Origin of the sequence: Kitasatospora phosalacinea (assembly GCF_030268885.1) — a bacterium.
Classification (GTDB): Bacteria; Actinomycetota; Actinomycetes; order Streptomycetales; family Streptomycetaceae; genus Kitasatospora; species Kitasatospora phosalacinea_C.
In genome coordinates, this window is the sequence record NZ_BSSA01000006.1 from 59176 (window position 1) to 79631 (window position 20456).

Consider the following 20456-nt stretch of genomic DNA (forward strand, 5'->3'; position numbering starts at 1 on the left):
GGCACCGGCGCGTCCGGGGCCGCCACCCGGATATCCCGTGGCGGAGCAGGCCGTGAGGCTGGCTACCCTGGTGGGGTGAGCGATCAGAGCACCCTTCCCGCGACCGACGACCTCCCCGAGCAGATGCGCGTCCGGCGCGAGAAGCTGGACCGGCTCCGGGCGGCCGGCATCGACCCGTACCCGGTCGGTTTCCCCCGCACCACCACCATCGCCGAGCTGCGCGAGAAGCACCCCGACCTGGCCCCGGACACCGCCACCGGCGAGCGGGTCGGCGTCACCGGCCGGGTGGTCCTGGCCCGCACCGGCGGCAAGCTCTGCTTCGCCACGCTGCGCGACGGCTCCGGCGACCTCCAGGTGATGCTCTCCCTGGACAAGCTGGGTGCGGAGCGGCTGGCCGCCTGGAAGGGCGACATCGACCTCGGCGACCAGGTCGGCGTCGAGGGCGAGGTGATCACCTCCAAGCGCGGCGAGCTCAGCGTGATGGTCGACCGCTGGGAGCTCACCGCGAAGTGCCTGCGCCCGCTGCCCGACAAGCACAAGGGCCTGAGCGACCCGGAGGCCCGGGTCCGCCAGCGCTACGTGGACCTGATCGTGAACCCCGAGGCGCGCGAGATGCTGCAGCTGCGCACCAAGGTGATCCGCTCGATCCGCCGCACCTACGAGGACCGCGGCTACCTCGAGGTCGAGACCCCGATGCTGCAGCCGATCCACGGCGGCGCCAACGCCCGCCCGTTCAAGACCCACATCAACGCGTACGACATCGAGCTGTACCTGCGCATCGCCACCGAGCTGTACCTCAAGCGCCTGGTGGTCGGCGGCGCCGAGAAGGTCTTCGAGATCAACCGGAACTTCCGCAACGAGGGCGCGGACGCCACCCACAACCCGGAGTTCACCGCCCTGGAGTCGTACGAGGCGTACGGCGACTACGACACCCAGGCCGAGCTGATCCGGGCGATCATCGTCAACGCCGCCCGGGACGCGCTGGGCACCACCGTGGTCAAGGGCGTCGGCCCGGACGGCACCGAGCACGAGATCGACCTGGCCGAGCCCTGGGAGGAGGTCTCGGTCTACCCGGGCATCTCCGCGCACCTGGGCACCGAGGTCACCCCCGCCACCTCCGTCGAGGAGCTGCGTGCGCTGGCCGCCGAGCACGACCTGGACCAGTACCTGGACCCGAACTGGGACCACGGCCAGATCGTCCTGGAGCTGATCGAGCGCCTGCTGGAGCACCACGCGATCAAGCCGACCTTCATCAAGGACTACCCGACCTCGGTCTCCCCGCTGACCCGGCAGCACCGCTCGATCGAGGGCGTCGCGGAGAAGTGGGACCTGGTGATCTTCGGCACCGAGATCGGCACCGCCTACTCCGAGCTGATCGACCCGGTCGAGCAGCGCGCCCGGCTGACCGCGCAGTCCCTGCTGGCGGCCGGCGGCGACGTCGAGGCGATGCAGCTGGACGAGGACTTCCTGCGCGCCCTGGAGTACGCGATGCCGCCCACCGGCGGCCTCGGCCTGGGCGTGGACCGCCTGATCATGCTGCTCACCGGCAAGAACATCCGCGAGACGGTGCTCTTCCCGCTGGTGAAGCCGGAGAAGGCCGAGAAGGCCGAGAAGAGCGAGAAGGCCGCGAAGAGCGGGCAGCCCGTCGGGGCGGCCGAGTCCGACACCACCGAGGAGTAACCGTGGAGTACGTCAGCGCGATCGTCCCGCCGCTGGTCATGGCGGTCGGTTTCGCCTTCCTGGTGCGGGCCATCATCCGCAGCCAGGGCGGCGCCCAGAAGGCGAAGGAGGACGCCGCGGCCGAGGCCATGGCCGCGCGTTCCGCCGCCGAATAGCGGCCACCGCGGCGGCGCGCCGTTCCCCCTCCGGGGAGCGGCGCGCCGCCGCGTTTGACGTTTGCCGCCATTTGTCCGCATCGGTCCTATCCTTGGCGGCACTATGGTGCGGCAACTCGGAGAACTCGAGAACGACATCATGACCCGGGTGTGGCAGTGGAACCGCCCGGTCACGGTTCGGGAGGTTCTGCAGGATCTGCGGTCGGAACGCGAAATCGCCTACACCACCGTGATGACGGTGCTGGACAAGCTCCACCGAAAGGGCTGGGTGCGCCGCGAGCGCGCGGGGCGCGCGTACCGATATGAACCGGTCTCCTCCCGGGAGGCGTACACCGCCGCGCTGATGAACGACGCGTGGGCGACGAGCGACAATCCGGCCGCGGCCCTGGTGCACTTCTTCGGGATGATGTCGCCGGAACAGCGCGAGTGGCTGCGCGACGCACTGCGGGTGGCGGGCGCCGATACCGAGGAGACCGGGCCGCCCGCGGCACGATAACGTTCCCCGGCATGGAGGTCACCATCCGCCGTGCGCGGACCACCGACGTGCGCGCCATCCGCCGGCTCATCGACACCTACTCCCGGAACGGGATTCTGCTCGACAAGCCGACCGTCACGCTGTTCGAATCCGTCCAGGAGTTCTGGGTGGCCGAACGCGACGAGGACGGCCGGGTGGTGGCCTGCGGGGCGCTCCACGTGATGTGGGAGGACCTCGCCGAGGTGCGCACCCTCGCGGTGGACCCGGTCTGCAAGGGGCTCGGCATCGGGCACCAGCTGCTGGACAAGCTGCTGGAGACCGCGCGCTGGCTCGGCGTCCGTCGGATTTTCTGCCTGACGTTCGAGGTGCCGTTCTTCTCGAAACACGGCTTCGTGGAGATCGGCGAAAACGACGATCGTACGGCAGACCCCGCCGCCGTGGCCACGGAAGTCTATGAAGAACTCCTGCGCTCGTACGACGAAGGCGTCGCCGAGTTCCTCGACCTGGAGCGGGTGAAGCCGAACACGCTGGGCAACTCGCGGATGCTGCTGCACCTGTGAGTCATGCCCGGCGGCGCGACCTGCGACACAGGGGTTTGTGTTTTCCGGTGAAAGGCGCTTTCCTTTCTCTAGGCAATGGATCGTTATCGCGGAAAGGGAAGCCCGTGGCACAGAGGGTTCAGGTCATTCTGGAAGACGATCTCGACGGCGGATCCGCGGACGAGACGGTGACGTTCGCCCTGGACGGCGTGGCCTACGAGATCGACCTGAAGAGCGACAACGCGGAGAAGCTGCGCGTCCTGCTCGCCCCGTACGTCGAGAAGGGCCGCAAGCAGAGCGGCCGGCTGACCGCCCCGCGGCGCGGCGGCAGCGGCGGACGGAGCTCCGGGCGGGCCGCCTCGGCCGGTCAGGCCGACACCGCCAAGATCCGCACCTGGGCGAAGGAGAACGGCCACGCGGTCAACGACCGCGGCCGCGTCCCGAGCAACGTGCGCGAGGCGTACGAGCGGGCCCACGCCTCCTGAGCCCGCGCGGCTCTCAGCGGGCGGGCGGCAGGCCCAGCCGTTCCCGCGCGCAGGCGTCCGCCAGCGCGTCCAGCAGGCGGAGCAGGTCGGGCGAGCGCAGGTCCAGGGCGGGGCGTACGGTCCCGGCCCGCAGCCAGTCGGCGCTCCGCGGTTCGGGCACCCGGGGGTTCCCCGGGTGCGCCGCGCCCGTTCCGATCGGCAGCCGCAGCTCCGGCCCCCAGCCGAGCCAGCGGAGCAGTTCGGGCACCGGCTCGGCGGCCCCGGGGGCGAGCAGGAAGGCCGCCCGGTCGGCCCGCCGCAGCACCGGCCCGGTGCGGTGCCCGAGGCGCTCCAGGCGGCCCAGCGCGGCCCGGGCGGGCCCCAGCGGGGCGGTCACCCGGTCCGACCCGCGCCAGAGCGCGGCCGCGGGCGGTGCGGCCGGGGCGAGCGGCGGCGGACGGGTCACGACCTGTGCAACGCTGGAGGGGCCGGGCGGTCACGCGACCGCCACCGGTACGGCGGTACGCCGCCCGCGACCGACCTGATGTTCCGTCACCCCGCGGACCGGGTCGGCGGACTTCTCGCCAGGCGAACAAGCACCCCGCGGAAACCGCGCGAAACCCGCCGGATTACCGGGTATGAATGCTGGTGGACGGGGTCTTCGGAGCCCGGACGCAGCACGTCGCGGGGTCGGTCAGCCGGTTCCACCGAACCGTGTTCGCCGTTGGCGTAGCGGGATCCGGTGCATCGGGCCCGCCGCTGGGAACACCGTCTCCCAGCATCAGGTTGGGAAAGGTGTCGGCTGGTCGCGCAGCATGTTGCTCCCGCTCCGCGGGAGTTCCGTAGCCGCGCTGCTGAGCGGGACTAGCATGCGGAAGGACAGGGCGGGGACGGCCCCCGAACTGACCGACCGCTCTGAGGAGCGATTAACGATGTTCGAGAGGTTCACCGACCGCGCGCGGCGGGTTGTCGTCCTGGCACAGGAAGAAGCCCGGATGCTCAACCACAACTACATCGGCACCGAGCACATCCTCCTGGGCCTGATCCATGAGGGCGAGGGTGTCGCCGCAAAGGCGCTGGAGAGCCTCGGCATCTCGCTCGAGGCGGTCCGCCAGCAGGTCGAGGAGATCATCGGCCAGGGCCAGCAGGCCCCGTCCGGCCACATCCCCTTCACCCCCCGGGCGAAGAAGGTCCTGGAGCTGTCGCTCCGCGAGGCCCTCCAGCTCGGCCACAACTACATCGGCACCGAGCACATCCTGCTCGGCCTGATCCGCGAGGGCGAGGGCGTCGCCGCCCAGGTCCTGGTGAAGCTCGGCGCCGACCTGAACCGGGTGCGCCAGCAGGTGATCCAGCTGCTGTCCGGCTACCAGGCCGGCAGCGGCAAGGAGTCCGCCACGGCCGGCGGCCCGGCCGAGGGCACCCCGTCCACCTCCCTGGTGCTCGACCAGTTCGGCCGCAACCTGACGCAGGCCGCCCGCGAGGCCAAGCTCGACCCGGTGATCGGGCGCGAGAAGGAGATCGAGCGGGTCATGCAGGTGCTGTCCCGCCGCACCAAGAACAACCCGGTGCTGATCGGCGAGCCCGGCGTCGGCAAGACCGCCGTGGTCGAGGGCCTGGCCCAGGCGATCGTCAAGGGCGAGGTCCCGGAGACGCTGAAGGACAAGCAGCTCTACACGCTGGACCTCGGCGCCCTGGTCGCCGGTTCGCGCTACCGCGGTGACTTCGAGGAGCGCCTGAAGAAGGTCCTCAAGGAGATCCGCACCCGCGGCGACATCATCCTGTTCATCGACGAGCTGCACACCCTGGTCGGCGCGGGCGCCGCCGAGGGCGCGATCGACGCCGCCTCCATCCTGAAGCCGATGCTGGCCCGCGGTGAGCTGCAGACCATCGGCGCCACCACGCTGGACGAGTACCGCAAGCACCTGGAGAAGGACGCCGCGCTGGAGCGCCGCTTCCAGCCGATCCAGGTCGCCGAGCCCTCGCTCCCGCACACCATCGAGATCCTCAAGGGCCTGCGCGACCGCTACGAGGCGCACCACCGGGTCTCGATCACCGACGCCGCCCTGGTCGCCGCCGCGACCCTGGCCGACCGGTACATCTCGGACCGCTTCCTGCCGGACAAGGCGATCGACCTGATCGACGAGGCCGGTTCCCGGATGCGCATCCGCCGGATGACCGCGCCGCCGGACCTGCGCGAGTTCGACGAGAAGATCGCCGAGGTCCGCCGGGAGAAGGAGTCCGCGATCGACGCGCAGGACTTCGAGAAGGCCGCGTCGCTGCGCGACAACGAGAAGCAGCTGCTCCAGGCGAAGGCCAAGCGGGAGAAGGAGTGGAAGGCCGGCGACATGGACGTCGTGGCCGAGGTGGACGAGGAGCTCATCGCCGAGGTCCTGGCCACCGCCACCGGCATCCCGGTCTTCAAGCTGACCGAGGAGGAGTCCTCGCGCCTGCTGCGCATGGAGGACGAGCTGCACAAGCGGGTCATCGGCCAGGAGGACGCCATCAAGGCGCTCTCCCAGGCGATCCGCCGCACCCGGGCCGGTCTGAAGGACCCGAAGCGCCCCGGCGGCTCGTTCATCTTCGCCGGCCCGTCCGGCGTCGGTAAGACCGAGCTGTCCAAGACCCTGGCGGAGTTCCTGTTCGGGGACGAGGACGCGCTGATCGCGCTCGACATGTCCGAGTTCTCGGAGAAGCACACCGTCTCGCGGCTGTTCGGCTCCCCGCCCGGGTACGTGGGCTACGAGGAGGGCGGCCAGCTCACCGAGAAGGTGCGCCGCAAGCCGTTCTCGGTCGTCCTCTTCGACGAGGTCGAGAAGGCCCACCCGGACATCTTCAACTCGCTGCTGCAGATCCTGGAGGACGGTCGCCTGACCGACTCCCAGGGCCGGGTCGTGGACTTCAAGAACACGGTCATCATCATGACCACCAACCTCGGCACCCGGGACATCTCCAAGGGCTTCAACCTGGGCTTCGCGGCCACGGGCGACGTCCAGACCGGCTACGAGCGGATGAAGGCGAAGGTCGGCGAGGAGCTCAAGCAGCACTTCCGTCCCGAGTTCCTCAACCGCGTCGACGACATCGTGGTCTTCCACCAGCTGTCCGAGGCGAACATCATCGAGATCGTCGACCTGATGATCGCCAAGGTGGACCAGCGGATGAAGGACCGCGACATGGGCATCGAGCTCAGCGTCGAGGCCAAGCAGCTGCTGGCCAAGCGCGGCTACGACCCGATCCTGGGCGCGCGTCCGCTGCGCCGCACGATCCAGCGGGAGATCGAGGACCACCTGTCCGAGAAGATCCTGTTCGGCGAGCTGCGGGCCGGCCACATCGTGGTCGTCGGCGTGGAGGGCGAGGGCAAGGAAGCCAAGTTCACCTTCCGCGGCGAGGAGAAGTCCCCGGTGGCGGACACCCCGGCCGCGGTCTCGGCGACCGGGCCGGACCTGACCAAGTAATAGCGCCGCAAAGCGCTCCACAAGCCGCCGCCCCCGACCTGACCCGGTCGGGGGCGGCGGCTTTTTCGCGCCCTGCTTTTCAGTTGAAAAACTGTTTAGGTTTCCGTGTGCTGTGAATGCGGGCCCCGGAGGCCGCCGAACGGGTACGACACGCCTCGGTGCGGGCACGACCGAACCGGGCCGCCCAGGGACTGCGGGTAGATTGACGGATCGTCAGTCGATCGGGGTTGCGGGAGCATAGCGGCGTGGCCATGCCATGGTCAAGGTCTTTCTTTTTTACCGGACCTTGGGTCAAATGTCGTCCACCTGTCTTGCATTGGTACACCGGTCCGGCCACCAGCCCCACCGGTAAGGGGAGGACGTCACCACGTTGAAAATAACCAAGAGGGCTGTCGCGGCTTCCGCCGCCGTCGCGGTGACCGCCGCGCTGGGCGCCGGGATGCTGCCGGGCACGGCCGTGGCCGCCCCGGCCGACACGAGGATCACTGACCCGGCCGACGTCATCCAGAACGACAGCGTCCCGCGCGAGCTGCAGAGCCCGCTGGCCGAGAAGCAGCAGGCCGAGCAGACCGCCGCGGTGGAGCAGCTGGTCAACGGCACCGCGAAGGTCGAGCAGCACGGCAGCGGCTCCTCGATCAAGCTGGGCCGCGACAAGTACGTCGAGCTCTCCCGCGAGCGCACCGACAAGATCTTCACCATCCTCGTCGACTTCGGCGACCAGGTGGACACCACCACCAAGACCGCCGACGGCAAGGTCAAGTACGGTGGCACGCCCGGCCCGGCGCACAACCAGATCGCCGCTCCGGACCGCGCGAAGGACAACTCGACGGCCTGGCAGGCGGACTACAACCAGGCGCACTACCAGGACGTCTACTTCGCGAAGGACAAGCCTTCGCTGAAGACCTACTACGAGCGCCAGTCCTCCGGCCGGTACTCGGTCGACGGCCTGGTCACCGACTGGGTGCGGGTGCCGTGGAACGAGGCCCGTTACGGCTCGGACTACTGCGGCCAGCACGTCTGCGCCAACGCGCAGGACCTGATCCGCGACGGCATCAACGCCTGGGTCGCCGACCAGAAGGCCAAGGGCCGCACCGACGCCCAGATCAAGGCCGACCTGGCGCAGTACGACCAGTGGGACCGTTACGACTACGACGGCGACGGCAACTTCAACGAGCCGGACGGCTACCTGGACCACTTCCAGATCGTCCACGCCGGTGAGGACCAGTCGGCCGGCGGCGGCGTGCAGGGCACCGACGCGCTGTGGGCGCACCGCTCGTACGCGTACGCCAACCAGGCGGGCAAGACCGGCCCGGACAACAACAAGCTCGGCGGCACCCAGATCGGCGCCACCGGCCTGTGGGTCGGCGACTACACCATGCAGCCGGAGAACGGCGGCCTGGGCGTGTTCGCCCACGAGTACGGCCACGACCTCGGCCTGCCGGACCTGTACGACACCACCGGCACCCCCGGCGTCGACAACTCGGTCGGCTTCTGGTCGCTGATGTCCTCCGGTTCCTGGCTGGGCGAGGGCAAGAACGAGATCGGCGACATGCCGAACGACCTGGACGTCTGGTCGAAGCTCAAGCTGGGCTGGCTGAACTTCGACACCGCCAAGGCCGGCCAGACCTCGCTCTCGCTGCTGGGCCCGGTGGAGTACAACACCAAGCGCAAGCAGGGCCTGGTCGTCAACCTGCCGCCGAAGACCGTCACCACCGAGATCAACACCCCGTTCGAGGGTGGCAACGAGTGGTGGAGCGGCAGCGCCGACGACCTGAACGTCTCGCTGACCCGTGACGTCGACCTGACCGGCAAGTCCTCGGCCACGCTGACCGCGAAGGCCTGGTACGAGCTGGAGACGGACTACGACTACGCGTACGCCGAGGTCTCCACCGACGGCGGCAAGAACTGGACCGCGCTGGCCGGCACCTTCAACGGCACCGCGCTGCCGGACAACGCGATCAACGGCAGCTCGAACGGCGCGTGGGGCGACCTGTCCTTCTCGCTGAACGCGTACGCCGGGAAGGCCGTCAAGGTCCGCTTCCACAACACCACCGACGGCGGCGTCCACTACAAGGGCCTGGCCCTGGACAACATCGCGGTGACCGCGGACGGCGCGGCCCTGTTCACCGACGGCGCCGAGAACGGCGACAACGGCTGGACCGCCGACGGCTTCTCGCGGATCTCCGGCAAGTTCTCCAAGGACTACGACCAGCACTACCTGGTCGAGAACCGCCAGTACGTGTCCTTCGACACCACGCTGAAGACCGGCCCGTACAACTTCGGCTCGGCCGCGCGTCCGGACTGGGTGGAGCACTACGCCAACCAGAACGGCATCCTGATCTGGCTGTGGGACTCCTCGCAGTCCGACAACAACGTCGCCACCCACCCGGGCCAGGGCCTGATCCTGCCGGTCGACGCCCACCCGGCGCCGATCAAGTGGAACGACGGCACCCTGATGCGTCCGCGCTTCCAGTCATACGACGCGACCTTCGGCTTCGAGCGCACCGACGGCCTGAGCCTGCACAAGGCCGACGTGGCGACCAAGATCCCGAGCTCGCGCGGGGTGACGGTCTTCAACGACCACACCACCAAGTACTGGTTCAACGAGAACCCGTACAGCGGCGTCCAGGTCCCGGACACCCGCACCCAGATCGAGGTGCTGTGGCAGTCCGGCAACAACCTGGAGGCCATGATCAAGGTCTCTCCCGTCCGGAAGTGACCGTCTGATCGGTAGTGCGTGCGGGCCCCGGCGGTCTCCAGACCGCCGGGGCCCTTCGCGTGCCCGGAGCGGGGCGGTCCTGGGGGCGGGGGGCGGCTCAGAGCAGGGCGAGGAAGGCTTCCAGGGCCTCGGTGACCTCCTTGGCGCTCCACTGCTCGGCGTCGGCGAGCACCGTCACCTCGGTCATCGACAGGCCGGGCTGCGGACCGGGCTCGCGCCAGCCGCCGAATAGCGCGACGCCCTGCTCCTCGGCCTGCCGGTAGCCGGCCTCGTTCAACCGCTCGGCGGGGTGCGGCAGCCAGAACTGGAACTGGTGGGTGTGCGGCGGGGCGGGGTTGACCCGGGCGCCGGGGGCCTCGGCGAGCGCGGCGGCGACCACCTTGGCGTGCGCCACGTACCCGGGCAGGCGGGGCAGTTCGCGCTCCAGGCCGGCCAGGGCGGAGAGCACCGCGGGCCACTGCTGCCAGAGGTTGCCGCCGTAGCGGTGCCGCCAGACCTTGATCCGGCGAACGTACTCCTCCTCGCCCGCGACCAGGGCGCCGCTGTGGCCGCCGAGCGACTTGTAGCAGGAGACGTACACCGACCCGGCCCGGGCGCAGACCTCCGGCAGGGTGCGGCCCAGGTGCGGGGCGGACTCCCAGAGCCGGGCGCCGTCCAGGTGGACCGGGCGGCCCTGCTGCTCGGCCAGCTCGTACAGCGCCTCCAGCTCCGCCCAGTCGGGCAGCACGAAGCCCGCGTCGCGCAGCGGCAGCTCCAGCATCAGCACGTCGTACGGCTCGTCCAGGGCGGCCAGCTCGGCGGCGGTGGGGTGCCGCCGGGCGCCGGTCTGCGGGACGCTGCGCAGGCCGGAGAGCACCTGGTGGGCGCGGCGCTCGTGCACCTCGGGGTGGGCGAGCGGGTGCATGGCGACCACCGGGCCGTGGGTGTCGGCCCAGGTCTTCAGGGCGGCCTGCTGGGCCATCGTCCCGGTCGGGAAGTAGGCGGCGTCGGGCTTGCCGAGCAGTTCGGCGGTGCGGCGCTCCAGGGTGCGGACGATGCCGTTGCCGTACATGTCGACGGGTTCGTCCAGCGGGTGGGGGTCGTCGGCCAGGGCGGCGAGGGAGGCCAGGGACTCGCGGACGGTCTGCGGGCGGCTGCCGGAGAGCAGGCGGTCGGCCTGGCGGCGGGTGCGGAAGCGGCGGTCCAGAACAGGGGTGTCGTTCATCAGCTGATCATCTCCGACGGTGAGGTGGATCGGATGGTGCAGCTGGTTCGAAAGCCGGTTGTACCCGGCCCCGTTCGGGCCCAAACCGGTCGGCTTCCGGTGGCGCTGCTCACAGCACATTTCCGACATACGACCCGGGATAGGAGGTTTGGGGCGGGAAAACCCGGGCCGCTCCTGGCTCCGGGGGCCCTTTTGCCCGACTTGTGCACTACGGACCGTCGTAGGTCACACTCTTGGGCCTACGCATCCCGGTCGTTTACACCGGAGTCGTTCCACCAGTTCGGCGAGCCGCACCGGCTCGGCCCCGCACTGGCCCCGTCCGTGAGGTTCCGACTCCCGATGCGTTCTCTCCCCGCCACCGGCCGCCGGCTTCTCCAGGCGACCACCACGCGCCACGTCCGCTCCGTGCTGTCCGCCCGCCCGCTCACCACCGCCCGGCTGGCCCCCGCCAAGGCGCTCGCCTCCGGCGCGGCCGTGGTCGCCGCCGGCGCGCTGCTGGTCCCGACCGGCCAGGCCCTCGCGCAGGGCTCGCACCCGGCCGACCAGGCCGCCGCCACCGCCGTCACGGCCACCGCCGCCGGCGGCAGCGACGGCGACGCGCAGCCGGGCTTCCGCCTGCCGAACGAGCCCGCCGCCGAGAGCGCGCAGGTCAAGAGCGTGAAGAACACGCTCGCCGCCGCCCTGGAGCAGAGCACCGCGCAGCACGGCGACGGCCAGCACGAGCAGGCCAGCCGCAGCGAGCAGCGCACCGAGCTGCTCGTCCCCGGACAGGCGCCGAGCACGGACGCGGGCGCGGGCCAGCAGGCCACCGGCCAGCAGGCCGCCGAGCAGGCCCCGGCCCCCGCCGCCGAGCAGCCGCAGCAGGCCGAGCAGCAGCCGCAGCCGCAGACCGAGCAGCCCGCCGAGCAGCAGGCCGCCCCGGCGCCCGCCCCGGCCCCGGCGCCCGCTCCGGCCCCGGCGCCCGAGCCGACGCCGACCCCGGAGCCGGCCAAGCCGTCCTGGTCCTCCCCCGCGCCGGGCGCGACGATCAGCAACCCGTACCACAAGACCAACGCCGCGTACGCGGCCGGCTACCACACCGGCACCGACTTCGCGGTCTCGGTCGGCACCCCGGTGCTGGCGGTCGGCGACGCGACCGTCGTCTCCTCCGGCTACGCGGGCGCCTACGGCAACCAGATCGTGCTGAAGCTCTCCGACGGCCGCTTCGCGCAGTACGCGCACCTGTCGCAGCTGGGCGTGAAGGCCGGGCAGCACGTGGACGCGGGCCAGCAGGTCGGCAAGTCCGGCAACACCGGCAACTCGCACGGCCCGCACCTGCACTTCGAGATCCGCACCGCGAACCAGTACGCGAAGGTGATCGACCCGGTCGGCTACCTGAAGCAGCACGGCGCGAACAACTTCTGATCCGCCGCCCGCCACTCCCGCACCGCCGCACCGCCGAGCCGTCCGCGCCCACCGCGCGGGCGGCTCGGCGCGTGCCTAGCGGGCGGCCGGCTCGATGCGGGCCGCGACCTCCAGGGCGACCTCCAGCGCGGCGTCCATCGCCTCCTCGACCGAGGCGACCGGCTGGCCGGGCTCGCACAGCTCGGCCTTGAGCAGGAACATCGCCGAGTGCACGGAGGTCAGCGCGACGGTGGCGCGCAGCTTGTCGCGGAAGGTCGGCTCCGGCCCGTGCAGCAGGGCGATCATCCGGATCATCCGGTCCTTGAACGCCAGCCCGGCCGCGGACTCCCGCAGTGCGGGCTGGTTCTCGTGGAAGAAGCGCAGCAGCGGGGCCCGCTCGCCCATCCCGGCCGCGAACCGGCGCAGCAGTTCGTCGCGCAGCGCGGGCGACCAGGGCTTGCCCTCGCCGTAGGCGATGGCGTCGTCGAGCGGGGCGGCCATCTTCTCGACGATGCCGCGGACGATGTCGTCCTTGGTCTTGAAGTGGTAGTAGAGGGCCGCCTTGGTGACGCCGAGGCGGTCGGCGATCTCCCGCAGCGAGGTCTTCTCGTAGCCGTGCTCGGCGAACAGCTCCAGGGCCACGTCGATGATCCGCGCTCTGGTGTCGCTGCGGGGGCTCTGGGTGGTGGTCATCGCGGAAGGCCTGCCTCGGTGAGCGGGTGCGGACGGGTGTCAAGGCGCGGTTCTGTTGGCATTCTCCCTGCCCAGGGGCGCTGTTTCGAAACTGGCTTGACGACCGGCTAGGGAACAACTTACCGTGCCGGACGACGATTAACTAGCCGGTCGTCAAGTAAGTACCGCCGCGGCACCCCGCGGCACCTGCGCCCCGGGAGAGACGCACCATGACAACCCAGCAGTCAGCGGCGGTTCCGGAGGAACCCGTCGTCGCACTCGGGAAGCCCGACGAGTTCGAGCAGCGCCCGCACCGCGAGATCCGCCTGGTGATGGTCGGCCTGGTCATCACCATGCTGCTCGCCATGCTCGACAACCTGATCGTCGGCACCGCGATGCCCACCATCGTCGGCGAGCTGCACGGCGCCGAGCACATGTCCTGGGTGGTGACCTCGTACACCCTGGCCACCGCCGCCTCCACCCCGATCTGGGGCAAAGTCGGCGACCTGTACGGCCGCAAGGGCTCGTTCCTGGTCTCGATCGTGATCTTCCTGCTGGGCTCGGCGCTGTCCGGCATGTCGCAGAGCATGACCCAGCTGATCGCCTTCCGCGCCGTCCAGGGCCTGGGCGCGGGCGGCCTGATGGTCGGCGTGATGTCGATCATGGGCGCGCTGGTCCCGCCCCGCGAGCGCGGCAAGTACCAGGGCCTGTTCGCCGCCGTGATGGCGCTGGCCACCGTCGGCGGCCCGCTGATCGGCGGCTTCATCACCGACCACCTGAACTGGCGCTGGACGTTCTACGTCAACCTGCCGCTGGGCGCGATCGCGCTGGCCTTCGTCATCGTCGTGCTGAAGCTGCCCAAGGTCCGCTCCAACGCGAAGATCGACTACTTCGGTGCGATCCTGCTCACCGTCGGCATCGTCTCGGCCGTGTTGGTGACCACCTGGGGCGGCCACGAGTACGCCTGGGGCTCGAAGCAGATCCTCGGCCTGAGCGCCCTCTGCGTGGCCTCGCTGATCGGCTTCTGCTACGTCGAGCAGCGGGTCGCCGAGCCGGTCATCCCGCTCCAGCTGTTCCGCAACCGGAACTTCACCATGGTCTCGATCATCGGCTTCATCGTCGGTTTCGCGATGTTCGGCGCGGTGACCTTCCTGCCCACCTACCAGCAGATCGTGCAGGGCGCCTCGGCGACCAACTCCGGCCTGCTGCTGATGCCGATGATGTTCGGCATGCTGGTGGTCTCGCTGGTGGTCGGCCAGGCCATCACCAAGACCGGCAAGTACCGGATCTACCCGATCATCGGCACCACCGTGATGGCCGGCGGCTCGCTGCTGCTGTCCACCCTCGCCGTGGACACCAAGAGCTTCACCTCGTCCTGCTACATGGTGGTGCTCGGCGCCGGCATGGGCTTCCTGATGCAGGTCACCATGCTGGTCGCGCAGAACAGCGTGGAGATGAAGGACATGGGCGTCGCCTCGTCCTCCGCCACCCTGTTCCGCACCATCGGCGGCTCCTTCGGCGTGGCGCTGTTCGGCACCCTGTACGTCAACCGGCTGAACGACACCATGAAGGCGGCCGGGCTGGGCGGCGGCGGCCAGGCCACCGGCTCGATGACCCCGGAGTCGCTGAAGAACACGCCGCGCGAGGTGGTCACGGTGATCCAGCACGGCATCGCCAACGGCATGCACACCGTCTTCCTGTGGGGAACGGTGATCAGCGTGGTCGCCATCGTCGCGGCGCTGTTCCTGCGCGAGGTGCCGCTGCGCGGCGGGCCGACCGCCGCCGAGGCCAAGGCCGAGGCCGCCCTGGAGGGCGCGCTCTGAGGCCCACCGGGGTCTGACCCGGCGTGCGAACGGCCCGCCGCCCCCGACCGGGGCGGCGGGCCGTTCCGCGTCCGTCCGCGGGTGCCTACTGCGGCAGCCGGTAGGTGCCCGGGCCGACCGGCTCCACCAGGCCGTCGGCGACCAGCCCGTCCAGCGCCCGGGCGCGCTGCACCGCGTCCGGCCAGACCACGTCCAGTTGCCCCTGCTCGACCAGCCCGTGGGCGTCCCGCAGCACCGCGAGCAGCTTGCCGCGCACCTGCCGGTCGGTGCCCTCGTAGGTCTGCCCGCGGCGGGCCGGGCCCTGGTGCGGGGGGCGGCCGGCCCGCTGCCAGGCGCAGTCGGTGCGCAGCGGGCAGGCGCCGCACTCCGGGCTGCGGGCGGTGCAGACCAGGGCGCCCAGCTCCATCACCGCGACCGCCCAGGTGGCGGCCCGCTCGTCGGTGGCGGGCAGCAGCTCGTGCGCGGTGCGGCGCTCGGCGGCGGTGGTGGCGTTCGCCGGGTACTCGACGCCGGTGACGGCCCGGGCGAACACCCGGCGCACGTTGGTGTCCAGCACCGCGTGCCGCTGCCGGAAGGCGAACGAGGCGACCGCGGCCGCCGTGTACTCCCCCACCCCGGGCAGCGCCAGCAGCTGCGCGTGGTCGCTCGGCACCTCGCCGCCGTGCCGCTCGGTGATCGCGACGGCCGCGCCGTGCAGCCGCAGCGCGCGGCGCGGGTAGCCGAGCCGCCCCCACATCCGCACCGCCTCGCCGGGCGCGTCCGCGGCCAGGTCGGCGGGCGTGGGCCAGCGCTCCAGCCAGGCGGCGTACGCGGGCAGCACCCGCTTCACGGGCGTCTGCTGGAGCATGAACTCGCTGACCATCACGGCCCACGGCGAGGCGTCGGGGGCCCGCCAGGGCAGGTCGCGGGCGTGGGCCTCGTACCAGCCGATGACGGTCGAGTGCAGCGCCTGGAGGGCGCCCGGGGCAAGGGTCGGAGCAGTGGAAGACATGGTCCCCCGATCCTGCCACGACCCGCCCCGCGGGCTTAAAGCCCCAGGTCGTCGAGCTCCTTGAGCAGGGCCGCCCGCGGGCTGGCCGGGGCCGCCGACGCCTGGGCGCCCTTCGCGCCGGGGGCCGGGGCGGGCACCGGCAGGGTGCCGTCGGCGGACGGCACGGCGGCCGGTCCCGGGCTCCGGTCACGGAAGAGCCAGGCTCCCACCAGGCCGCCGACCAGGCCGCCGAGGTGGCCCAGCCAGGACACCCCGGGAGTGCCCGGGACGGCCGCGGTCAGCACGTAGGCGAAGGAGGCGCCCATCACCAGGCCGATCAGCGAGTCGATCAGGTTCCGGTCGAACAGGCCGCGCAGCACCACGTAGCCGAGGTAGCCGTAGACCAGGCCGCTCGCGCCGACGGTCACCGTGTCGCCGTCCTGGAACAGCCACACCGTCATCCCGCTGGTCACCACCAGCATCGCCGTCAGCCCGAGGAACTTGCGCACCCCGCGGTAGGCGGCGAGGAAGCCGAACACGAACAGCGGGCCCGAATTGCCTTCCAGGTGCTGCCAGTTCGCGTGCAGGAAGGGCGCGGTCAGCAGGTACTTGAGGGTGTCCGGGTCGTGCGGGCGGATGCCGTGCATCATGGCCATCCGCCCGTCCAGCAGCCAGTTCACCAGCTGCGTCGCCCAGACCAGGCACAGGAATCCGAACATGACGAAGAACGCCCGTCGCGCCTCGGCGATCATCTGCGCCGGGTCGAGGCCGGTGCCGGCGGGGGCGTGGTCGTGCGGTGAGGCCATGAGGGCGACTATAGGGCGACGCACCGACGTGTCGAGTCCCCCTTCCGGACCAAATGGCGGATCATGTGAAAGAAGTGGTCCCGGTGAGGTGTTGATGCGTCAACAGGTGCACAAGGTCTCGTAGAGTTTGCGCGTGCCTTCTCTGCGCCAGCCCGTCGGACCGCTGCCCGCCTCGATCTACTGGCGGCGCCGCGTCGTGGTCCTCCTCGCCCTCGCCGTGGTCCTCCTCGTGATCGGCCTGCTCGTGTTCGGCGGCGGCGACGACGACAAGCGGAAGGCCGCCGGGAGCAGTCCGCAGCCCGCGCCCGCGCAGTCCATCACCCCCGGCGCCTCTCCCACCGGCCCGGCGATCACCACCCGCCCCGGCGGCTCCTCAGGCGGTTCCTCCGGTGGCTCCTCCGGGGGTTCGAGCGGCGGCGCGGGCGGCGAGATCAGCGTCACCGGCGGCGGGAGCTCCTCCGGCGGTTCGAGCGGCGGCGCGGGCGGCGGTTCGACCGGCGGCAGCGGTGGCGGCAACTCCCGCCCCGGCGGCGGGGCTTCGCCGGCCGTCAACACCACCGAGGTGATGGCCCTGCCGGTGTGCACCACCTCGCAGCTCACGCTGGAGCTGGCCCCCGCGCAGAACGCGTTCGCGGCGAAGGACAAGCCCAAGCTGGCGCTGACGATCCGCAACTCCTCCGGGGCGGGCTGCCGGATCAACCTCTCGCACGAGCACTCCTTCCTGACCGTGACCTCCAGCAGCAACGAGCGGGTCTGGTCCTCCGCCGACTGCATCCCCGAACGCACCGACGCCTGGGCCCAGATCGGCGGCAACAGCGGCGTCACCGAGACCTTCACCTGGGACCGCACCCGCTCCAAGCCCCAGTGCGCCACCCCCGACCCGACCCCCGCCCAGCCCGGCAACTACCTCGTCCAGGCCGACCTGACCAGCCCGGCCGGCGGCCCGCTCACCGCCCGGACCTCCCTCCGCCTGGAGGGCTGACCCCCCCGGCGGGGCCTACGCGTTCCAGCCGGTGCCGCGCAGCGAGCGGCCGAGGGTGAGCGGGAGGAGCGCGACGGCGAGGGCCGCGGCGAGCAGGAGCAGGACGGTCGGGGCCGGGAGCCGGTCGAGCAGCAGGCCCGCGGCCATGGTGCCGAGCGGGAGGCCCGCCATCAGGAGGGTCATGGTGCCGGCCACGGCGCGGCCGCGCATCGCCTCGGGGACGCGCTGGAAGACCAGGACGTCCAGCATGACGCGCAGGGCGGGCACGCCGAGCCCGGTGAGGGCGAGGGCCGCGAAGACCACCAGCGGGCCGGCCGCGGCCGCGGGGGCGGCGAAGGAGAGCACCGCGGCCCAGGCGACGGCCAGCAGCAGGACGCCGGGGCTCAGCAGGCGGTGCAGGCGGGAGACCAGCAGCGCACCCAGCAGGCCGCCGACGGCCTCGCCGGTGAGGGCCAGGCCGATGCCCGCCTCGGAGGTGCCGTGGTCGCGGAGCAGCACCATGACGGCGAGGAGCATCGCCGAGCCGGTGAGGTTGAGCACGGAGACGACCAGCACGGTGCCGCGCAGCATCCGGTGGGCGAACAGGTGGCGCAGGCCGGCGAGCGCGGCGCCCCTCTCCTTGCCGCCCGCCTGATCCGGCGCGTCCGGGCGGGAGTCGAAGCGGACGGCGACGCTCGCGCCGAGGGCGAGGCCGGAGGTGAGGACGGTGGTCAGGAAGGGCACGGCGGTGCCGAGGCCGAGCAGGAACCCGGCCAGCGGCGGACCGGCCAACGCGGCGCCGTTGACCCGGAGTTCGTCCTGGGAGAGGGCCTGGCGGAGCTGCTCGGGCGGGACGACGGCGCGCAGCGCGAGCATCCGGGCGGGGCCGCCGTAGGCCATGGTCGCGCCGATGACGGCGGCGGCGAGCAGCGCGTGCGGGACGGTCAGCCGGTCGGCGGCCAGGGCGAGCACGACGCTGAGCGCGGTGAGCAGCCGGGCGGTGTCGGCGAGGATCAGGACCCGCCGCCGGTCGTGCCGGTCGGCGACCGTGCCGCCGTGCAGGCCGAACAGCACGGAGGCGCCGAACTGGACGGCGCCGAACGCCCCGGCCACCGTCGGGGAGCCGGTCATCGCGAGCAGCAGCAGCGGGTACGCGGTGTCGGCGAGGCAGGTGCCGAGCATCGCGGACGCGGAGCCGGCCCAGAGCGTCTGGAAGCGGCGGTTGCGGCGCAGCGGCACCACGGCCGCTCCCGCTCCCGCTTCCGTTTCGAGTGTTGCGGTCATCCCTCGCACCCCGTTCATGTCTCCGCCGATGTTCACGACCGTGCAACCATTCACGCGTTCGTGAATGGTTGCACGGTCGTGAACAATTGCGCAAGCGTTGACGGCATGGCTGAATGTGAACGTGGTGGATCAGATGAAGGAGCGCGAGGTCACGGACGTCGCGACGCTGAAGGCTCTGGCGGACCCGCTGCGGCTGGCCGTCCTCGGGGTGCTGATGAAGCGCGACCCGGAACCGGTGTCGGTGAAGGAGGTCGCCGCCGAGCTCGACGAGGCGCCGACCAAGCTGTACCGGCACGTCAGGCAGCTGGAGCAGACCGGGCTGGTGTACGTGGCGGAGACCCGGCTGGTCTCCGGGATCGTGGAGAGCCGCTACCGCTCGGCGCAGCAGTCACTGCGGCTGTCGCCGCAGGTGTTCACGGAGGGCGGGGAACAGCCGGCCGTGCTGGAGACGGTGCTGGCCGCGATGGACCTGGTGCGCTCCGAGTTCCAGCGGTACTTCCTGGCGGGGCGGGTCGACATGTCCCCGGAGAAGCAGGCCGGCAAGTTCGCGCACGCCACCCTCCGGCTCAGCCCGGAACGGCTGCGGCGGCTGCGCGCACGGATCGACGAGGCGCTGGACGAGGCGTTCGCGCAGGACGACTCCACCGACCCGGACGCCGTCGAGGCGACCCTGTTCGCGGTGCTCTACACGGTGGACCCGCCGAAGGCCGAGCAGGACTAGACGTACCGCTCCAGGATCGAGGACTCGGCGAGCCGGGACAGCCCCTCGCGCACCGAGCGGGCCCGGGTCTCGCCGACGCCCTCGACGGTCTGCAGGTCGTCGATGGAGGCGGCGAGCAGCTTCTGCAGGCCGCCGAAGTGGTCGACCAGGCGCTCGATGACGGTGTTGGGCAGCCGCGGCACCTTGGCCAGCAGCCGGTAGCCGCGCGGGGAGACCGCGGAGTCCAGCGACTCGGGGGTGCCGGTGTAGCCGAGCGCCTTGGCGACGGTCTGCAGGTCGAGCAGCTCGGCGTGGGTGAGCGCCTCCAGGTCGGCGAGCACCTCGGTGACGGTGCGGCCCTTCTTGGCGGCGCGGTCCGGGAAGTAGTCGCGCACCACCAGCTCGCGCTCCGGCTCGACGCCCGCGATCAGCTCGTCCAGCTGCAGCGAGAGCAGTCGGCCGTCGGTGCCCAGCTCCAGCACGTACCCGGCGATCTCGCCCGCGATCAGCCGGACCATCTCCAGGCGCTGCACCACCGCCGAGACGTCCCGGACGGTGACCAGGTCCTCGATCTCCAGCGCGGACAGCGTGCCGGCCACCTCGTCGAGGCGGAGCTTGTAGCGCTCCAGGGTGGCCAGCGCCTGGTTGGCGCGGGACAGCACGGTGGTGGAGTCCTCCAGCACCCGGCGGGCGCCGTTGACGTAGATGGCGATCAGCCGCATCGAGTGCGAGACCGCGACCACCGGGTAGCCGGTCTGCCGGTTGACCCGCTCGGCGGTGCGGTGGCGGGTGCCGGTCTCGTCGGTGGGGATGTTCGCGTCCGGCATCAGGTGGACGCCCGCGCGCAGGATCTTGGTGAGGTCCTTGTCGAGGATCACCGCGCCGTCCAGCTTGCACAGCTCGCGCAGCCGGGTGGCGGTGAACTCGACGTCCAGCACGAAGCCGCCGGTGCACAGCGCGTCCACGCTCTTGTCGAAGCCGAGGACGATCAGGCCGCCGGTGTTGGCCCGGAGCACCCGCTCCAGGCCGTCCCGCAGTGCGGTGCCCGGAGCGATCGCACTGAGGGAGGCCCGCAGCAGGGCCTCCTCGCGGGAGGACTTGTCCGCCCGGTCGATGGCTGCCACGTGACTCCTTGGGCCGACCCTAACCGTGTGCCGCGGCGGCCGACG

At 71.4% G+C, this 20456-nt stretch carries 18 protein-coding genes; 11 read left to right on the forward strand and 7 right to left on the reverse strand.

The genetic code is table 11. The features are described 5' to 3' along the window. Window positions 1-75 precede the first annotated feature (75 nt). The 5 genes from lysX (at window position 76) to QSK52_RS11140 (ending at window position 3334) form a co-directional block, all read left to right on the forward strand. Complete coding sequence (gene lysX, locus QSK52_RS11120; RefSeq protein WP_285735804.1) at window positions 76-1680, forward strand: bifunctional lysylphosphatidylglycerol synthetase/lysine--tRNA ligase LysX; 1605 nt, start codon at window positions 76-78, stop codon at window positions 1678-1680. A 2-nt stretch (window positions 1681-1682) separates the two neighbouring features. Next, window positions 1683-1835: a hypothetical protein gene (locus QSK52_RS11125; RefSeq protein WP_199528246.1), complete on the forward strand. Its 153-nt coding sequence runs from the start codon at window positions 1683-1685 to the stop codon at window positions 1833-1835. A 103-nt stretch (window positions 1836-1938) separates the two neighbouring features. Then, window positions 1939-2331 (forward strand): BlaI/MecI/CopY family transcriptional regulator, encoded by a 393-nt coding sequence (locus QSK52_RS11130; protein ID WP_285735805.1) that lies wholly within the window; start codon window positions 1939-1941, stop codon window positions 2329-2331. Window positions 2332-2342: 11 nt separating this feature from the next. Further along, the gene (locus tag QSK52_RS11135; RefSeq protein ID WP_033213782.1) at window positions 2343-2870 is read left to right on the forward strand and encodes an amino-acid N-acetyltransferase; all 528 of its coding nucleotides are present in this window, start codon (window positions 2343-2345) and stop codon (window positions 2868-2870) included. A gap of 104 nt (window positions 2871-2974) precedes the next feature. Next, entirely contained in the window at window positions 2975-3334 is a 360-nt protein-coding gene (locus QSK52_RS11140; RefSeq protein WP_285735806.1) for a histone-like nucleoid-structuring protein Lsr2, read from the forward strand. A 13-nt stretch (window positions 3335-3347) separates the two neighbouring features. Here QSK52_RS11140 and QSK52_RS11145 read toward each other — a convergent pair whose 3' ends face one another. Next, window positions 3348-3779 carry a hypothetical protein gene (locus QSK52_RS11145; protein ID WP_285735807.1) on the reverse strand — a complete coding sequence of 144 codons (432 nt, stop codon included), beginning with the start codon at window positions 3777-3779 and terminating at the stop codon, window positions 3348-3350. A gap of 466 nt (window positions 3780-4245) precedes the next feature. On the opposite strand from QSK52_RS11145, the gene QSK52_RS11150 reads away from it, so the two are divergent. Both QSK52_RS11150 and QSK52_RS11155 read left to right on the forward strand, forming a co-directional pair. After that, complete coding sequence (locus QSK52_RS11150) at window positions 4246-6765, forward strand: ATP-dependent Clp protease ATP-binding subunit (protein WP_285735808.1); 2520 nt, start codon at window positions 4246-4248, stop codon at window positions 6763-6765. 370 nt (window positions 6766-7135) lie between these two features. Continuing rightward, window positions 7136-9484 carry an immune inhibitor A domain-containing protein gene (locus QSK52_RS11155; RefSeq protein ID WP_435053219.1) on the forward strand — a complete coding sequence of 783 codons (2349 nt, stop codon included), beginning with the start codon at window positions 7136-7138 and terminating at the stop codon, window positions 9482-9484. Between the two features lie 97 nt (window positions 9485-9581). On the opposite strand, the gene QSK52_RS11160 is transcribed toward QSK52_RS11155, so the two are convergent. Further along, complete coding sequence (locus QSK52_RS11160) at window positions 9582-10688, reverse strand: threonine aldolase family protein (RefSeq protein WP_285735809.1); 1107 nt, start codon at window positions 10686-10688, stop codon at window positions 9582-9584. Between the two features lie 339 nt (window positions 10689-11027). Between QSK52_RS11160 and QSK52_RS11165 the strand changes: the two genes are divergently transcribed. After that, window positions 11028-12092, forward strand: coding sequence for a M23 family metallopeptidase (locus tag QSK52_RS11165; protein ID WP_285735810.1), 1065 nt, complete (start codon window positions 11028-11030; stop codon window positions 12090-12092). A gap of 75 nt (window positions 12093-12167) precedes the next feature. Here the strand turns inward: QSK52_RS11165 and QSK52_RS11170 are convergent, their stop codons facing one another. After that, window positions 12168-12764: a TetR/AcrR family transcriptional regulator gene (locus tag QSK52_RS11170; RefSeq protein WP_285735811.1), complete on the reverse strand. Its 597-nt coding sequence runs from the start codon at window positions 12762-12764 to the stop codon at window positions 12168-12170. Window positions 12765-12973: 209 nt separating this feature from the next. On the opposite strand from QSK52_RS11170, the gene QSK52_RS11175 reads away from it, so the two are divergent. After that, window positions 12974-14566, forward strand: coding sequence for an MDR family MFS transporter (locus QSK52_RS11175; protein ID WP_285735812.1), 1593 nt, complete (start codon window positions 12974-12976; stop codon window positions 14564-14566). An 85-nt stretch (window positions 14567-14651) separates the two neighbouring features. Here QSK52_RS11175 and QSK52_RS11180 read toward each other — a convergent pair whose 3' ends face one another. Both QSK52_RS11180 and QSK52_RS11185 read right to left on the reverse strand, forming a co-directional pair. Beyond that, on the reverse strand, window positions 14652-15557 hold the full coding sequence (locus QSK52_RS11180; protein WP_285735813.1) for an A/G-specific adenine glycosylase: 906 nt from the start codon (window positions 15555-15557) through the stop codon (window positions 14652-14654). A 35-nt stretch (window positions 15558-15592) separates the two neighbouring features. Further along, complete coding sequence (locus tag QSK52_RS11185; RefSeq protein WP_285735814.1) at window positions 15593-16342, reverse strand: rhomboid family intramembrane serine protease; 750 nt, start codon at window positions 16340-16342, stop codon at window positions 15593-15595. 133 nt (window positions 16343-16475) lie between these two features. On the opposite strand from QSK52_RS11185, the gene QSK52_RS11190 reads away from it, so the two are divergent. Then, window positions 16476-17324 carry a hypothetical protein gene (locus QSK52_RS11190; protein ID WP_285735815.1) on the forward strand — a complete coding sequence of 283 codons (849 nt, stop codon included), beginning with the start codon at window positions 16476-16478 and terminating at the stop codon, window positions 17322-17324. A gap of 15 nt (window positions 17325-17339) precedes the next feature. On the opposite strand, the gene QSK52_RS11195 is transcribed toward QSK52_RS11190, so the two are convergent. Beyond that, window positions 17340-18587 (reverse strand): MFS transporter, encoded by a 1248-nt coding sequence (locus QSK52_RS11195; RefSeq protein ID WP_285735816.1) that lies wholly within the window; start codon window positions 18585-18587, stop codon window positions 17340-17342. A gap of 121 nt (window positions 18588-18708) precedes the next feature. On the opposite strand from QSK52_RS11195, the gene QSK52_RS11200 reads away from it, so the two are divergent. Further along, window positions 18709-19308, forward strand: coding sequence for a winged helix-turn-helix domain-containing protein (locus tag QSK52_RS11200; protein ID WP_285735817.1), 600 nt, complete (start codon window positions 18709-18711; stop codon window positions 19306-19308). Here QSK52_RS11200 and disA read toward each other — a convergent pair. After that, window positions 19305-20411: a DNA integrity scanning diadenylate cyclase DisA gene (gene disA / locus QSK52_RS11205; RefSeq protein ID WP_342449633.1), complete on the reverse strand. Its 1107-nt coding sequence runs from the start codon at window positions 20409-20411 to the stop codon at window positions 19305-19307. The genes QSK52_RS11200 and disA overlap by 4 nt on opposite strands. Between the last annotated feature and the right edge of the window lie 45 nt (window positions 20412-20456).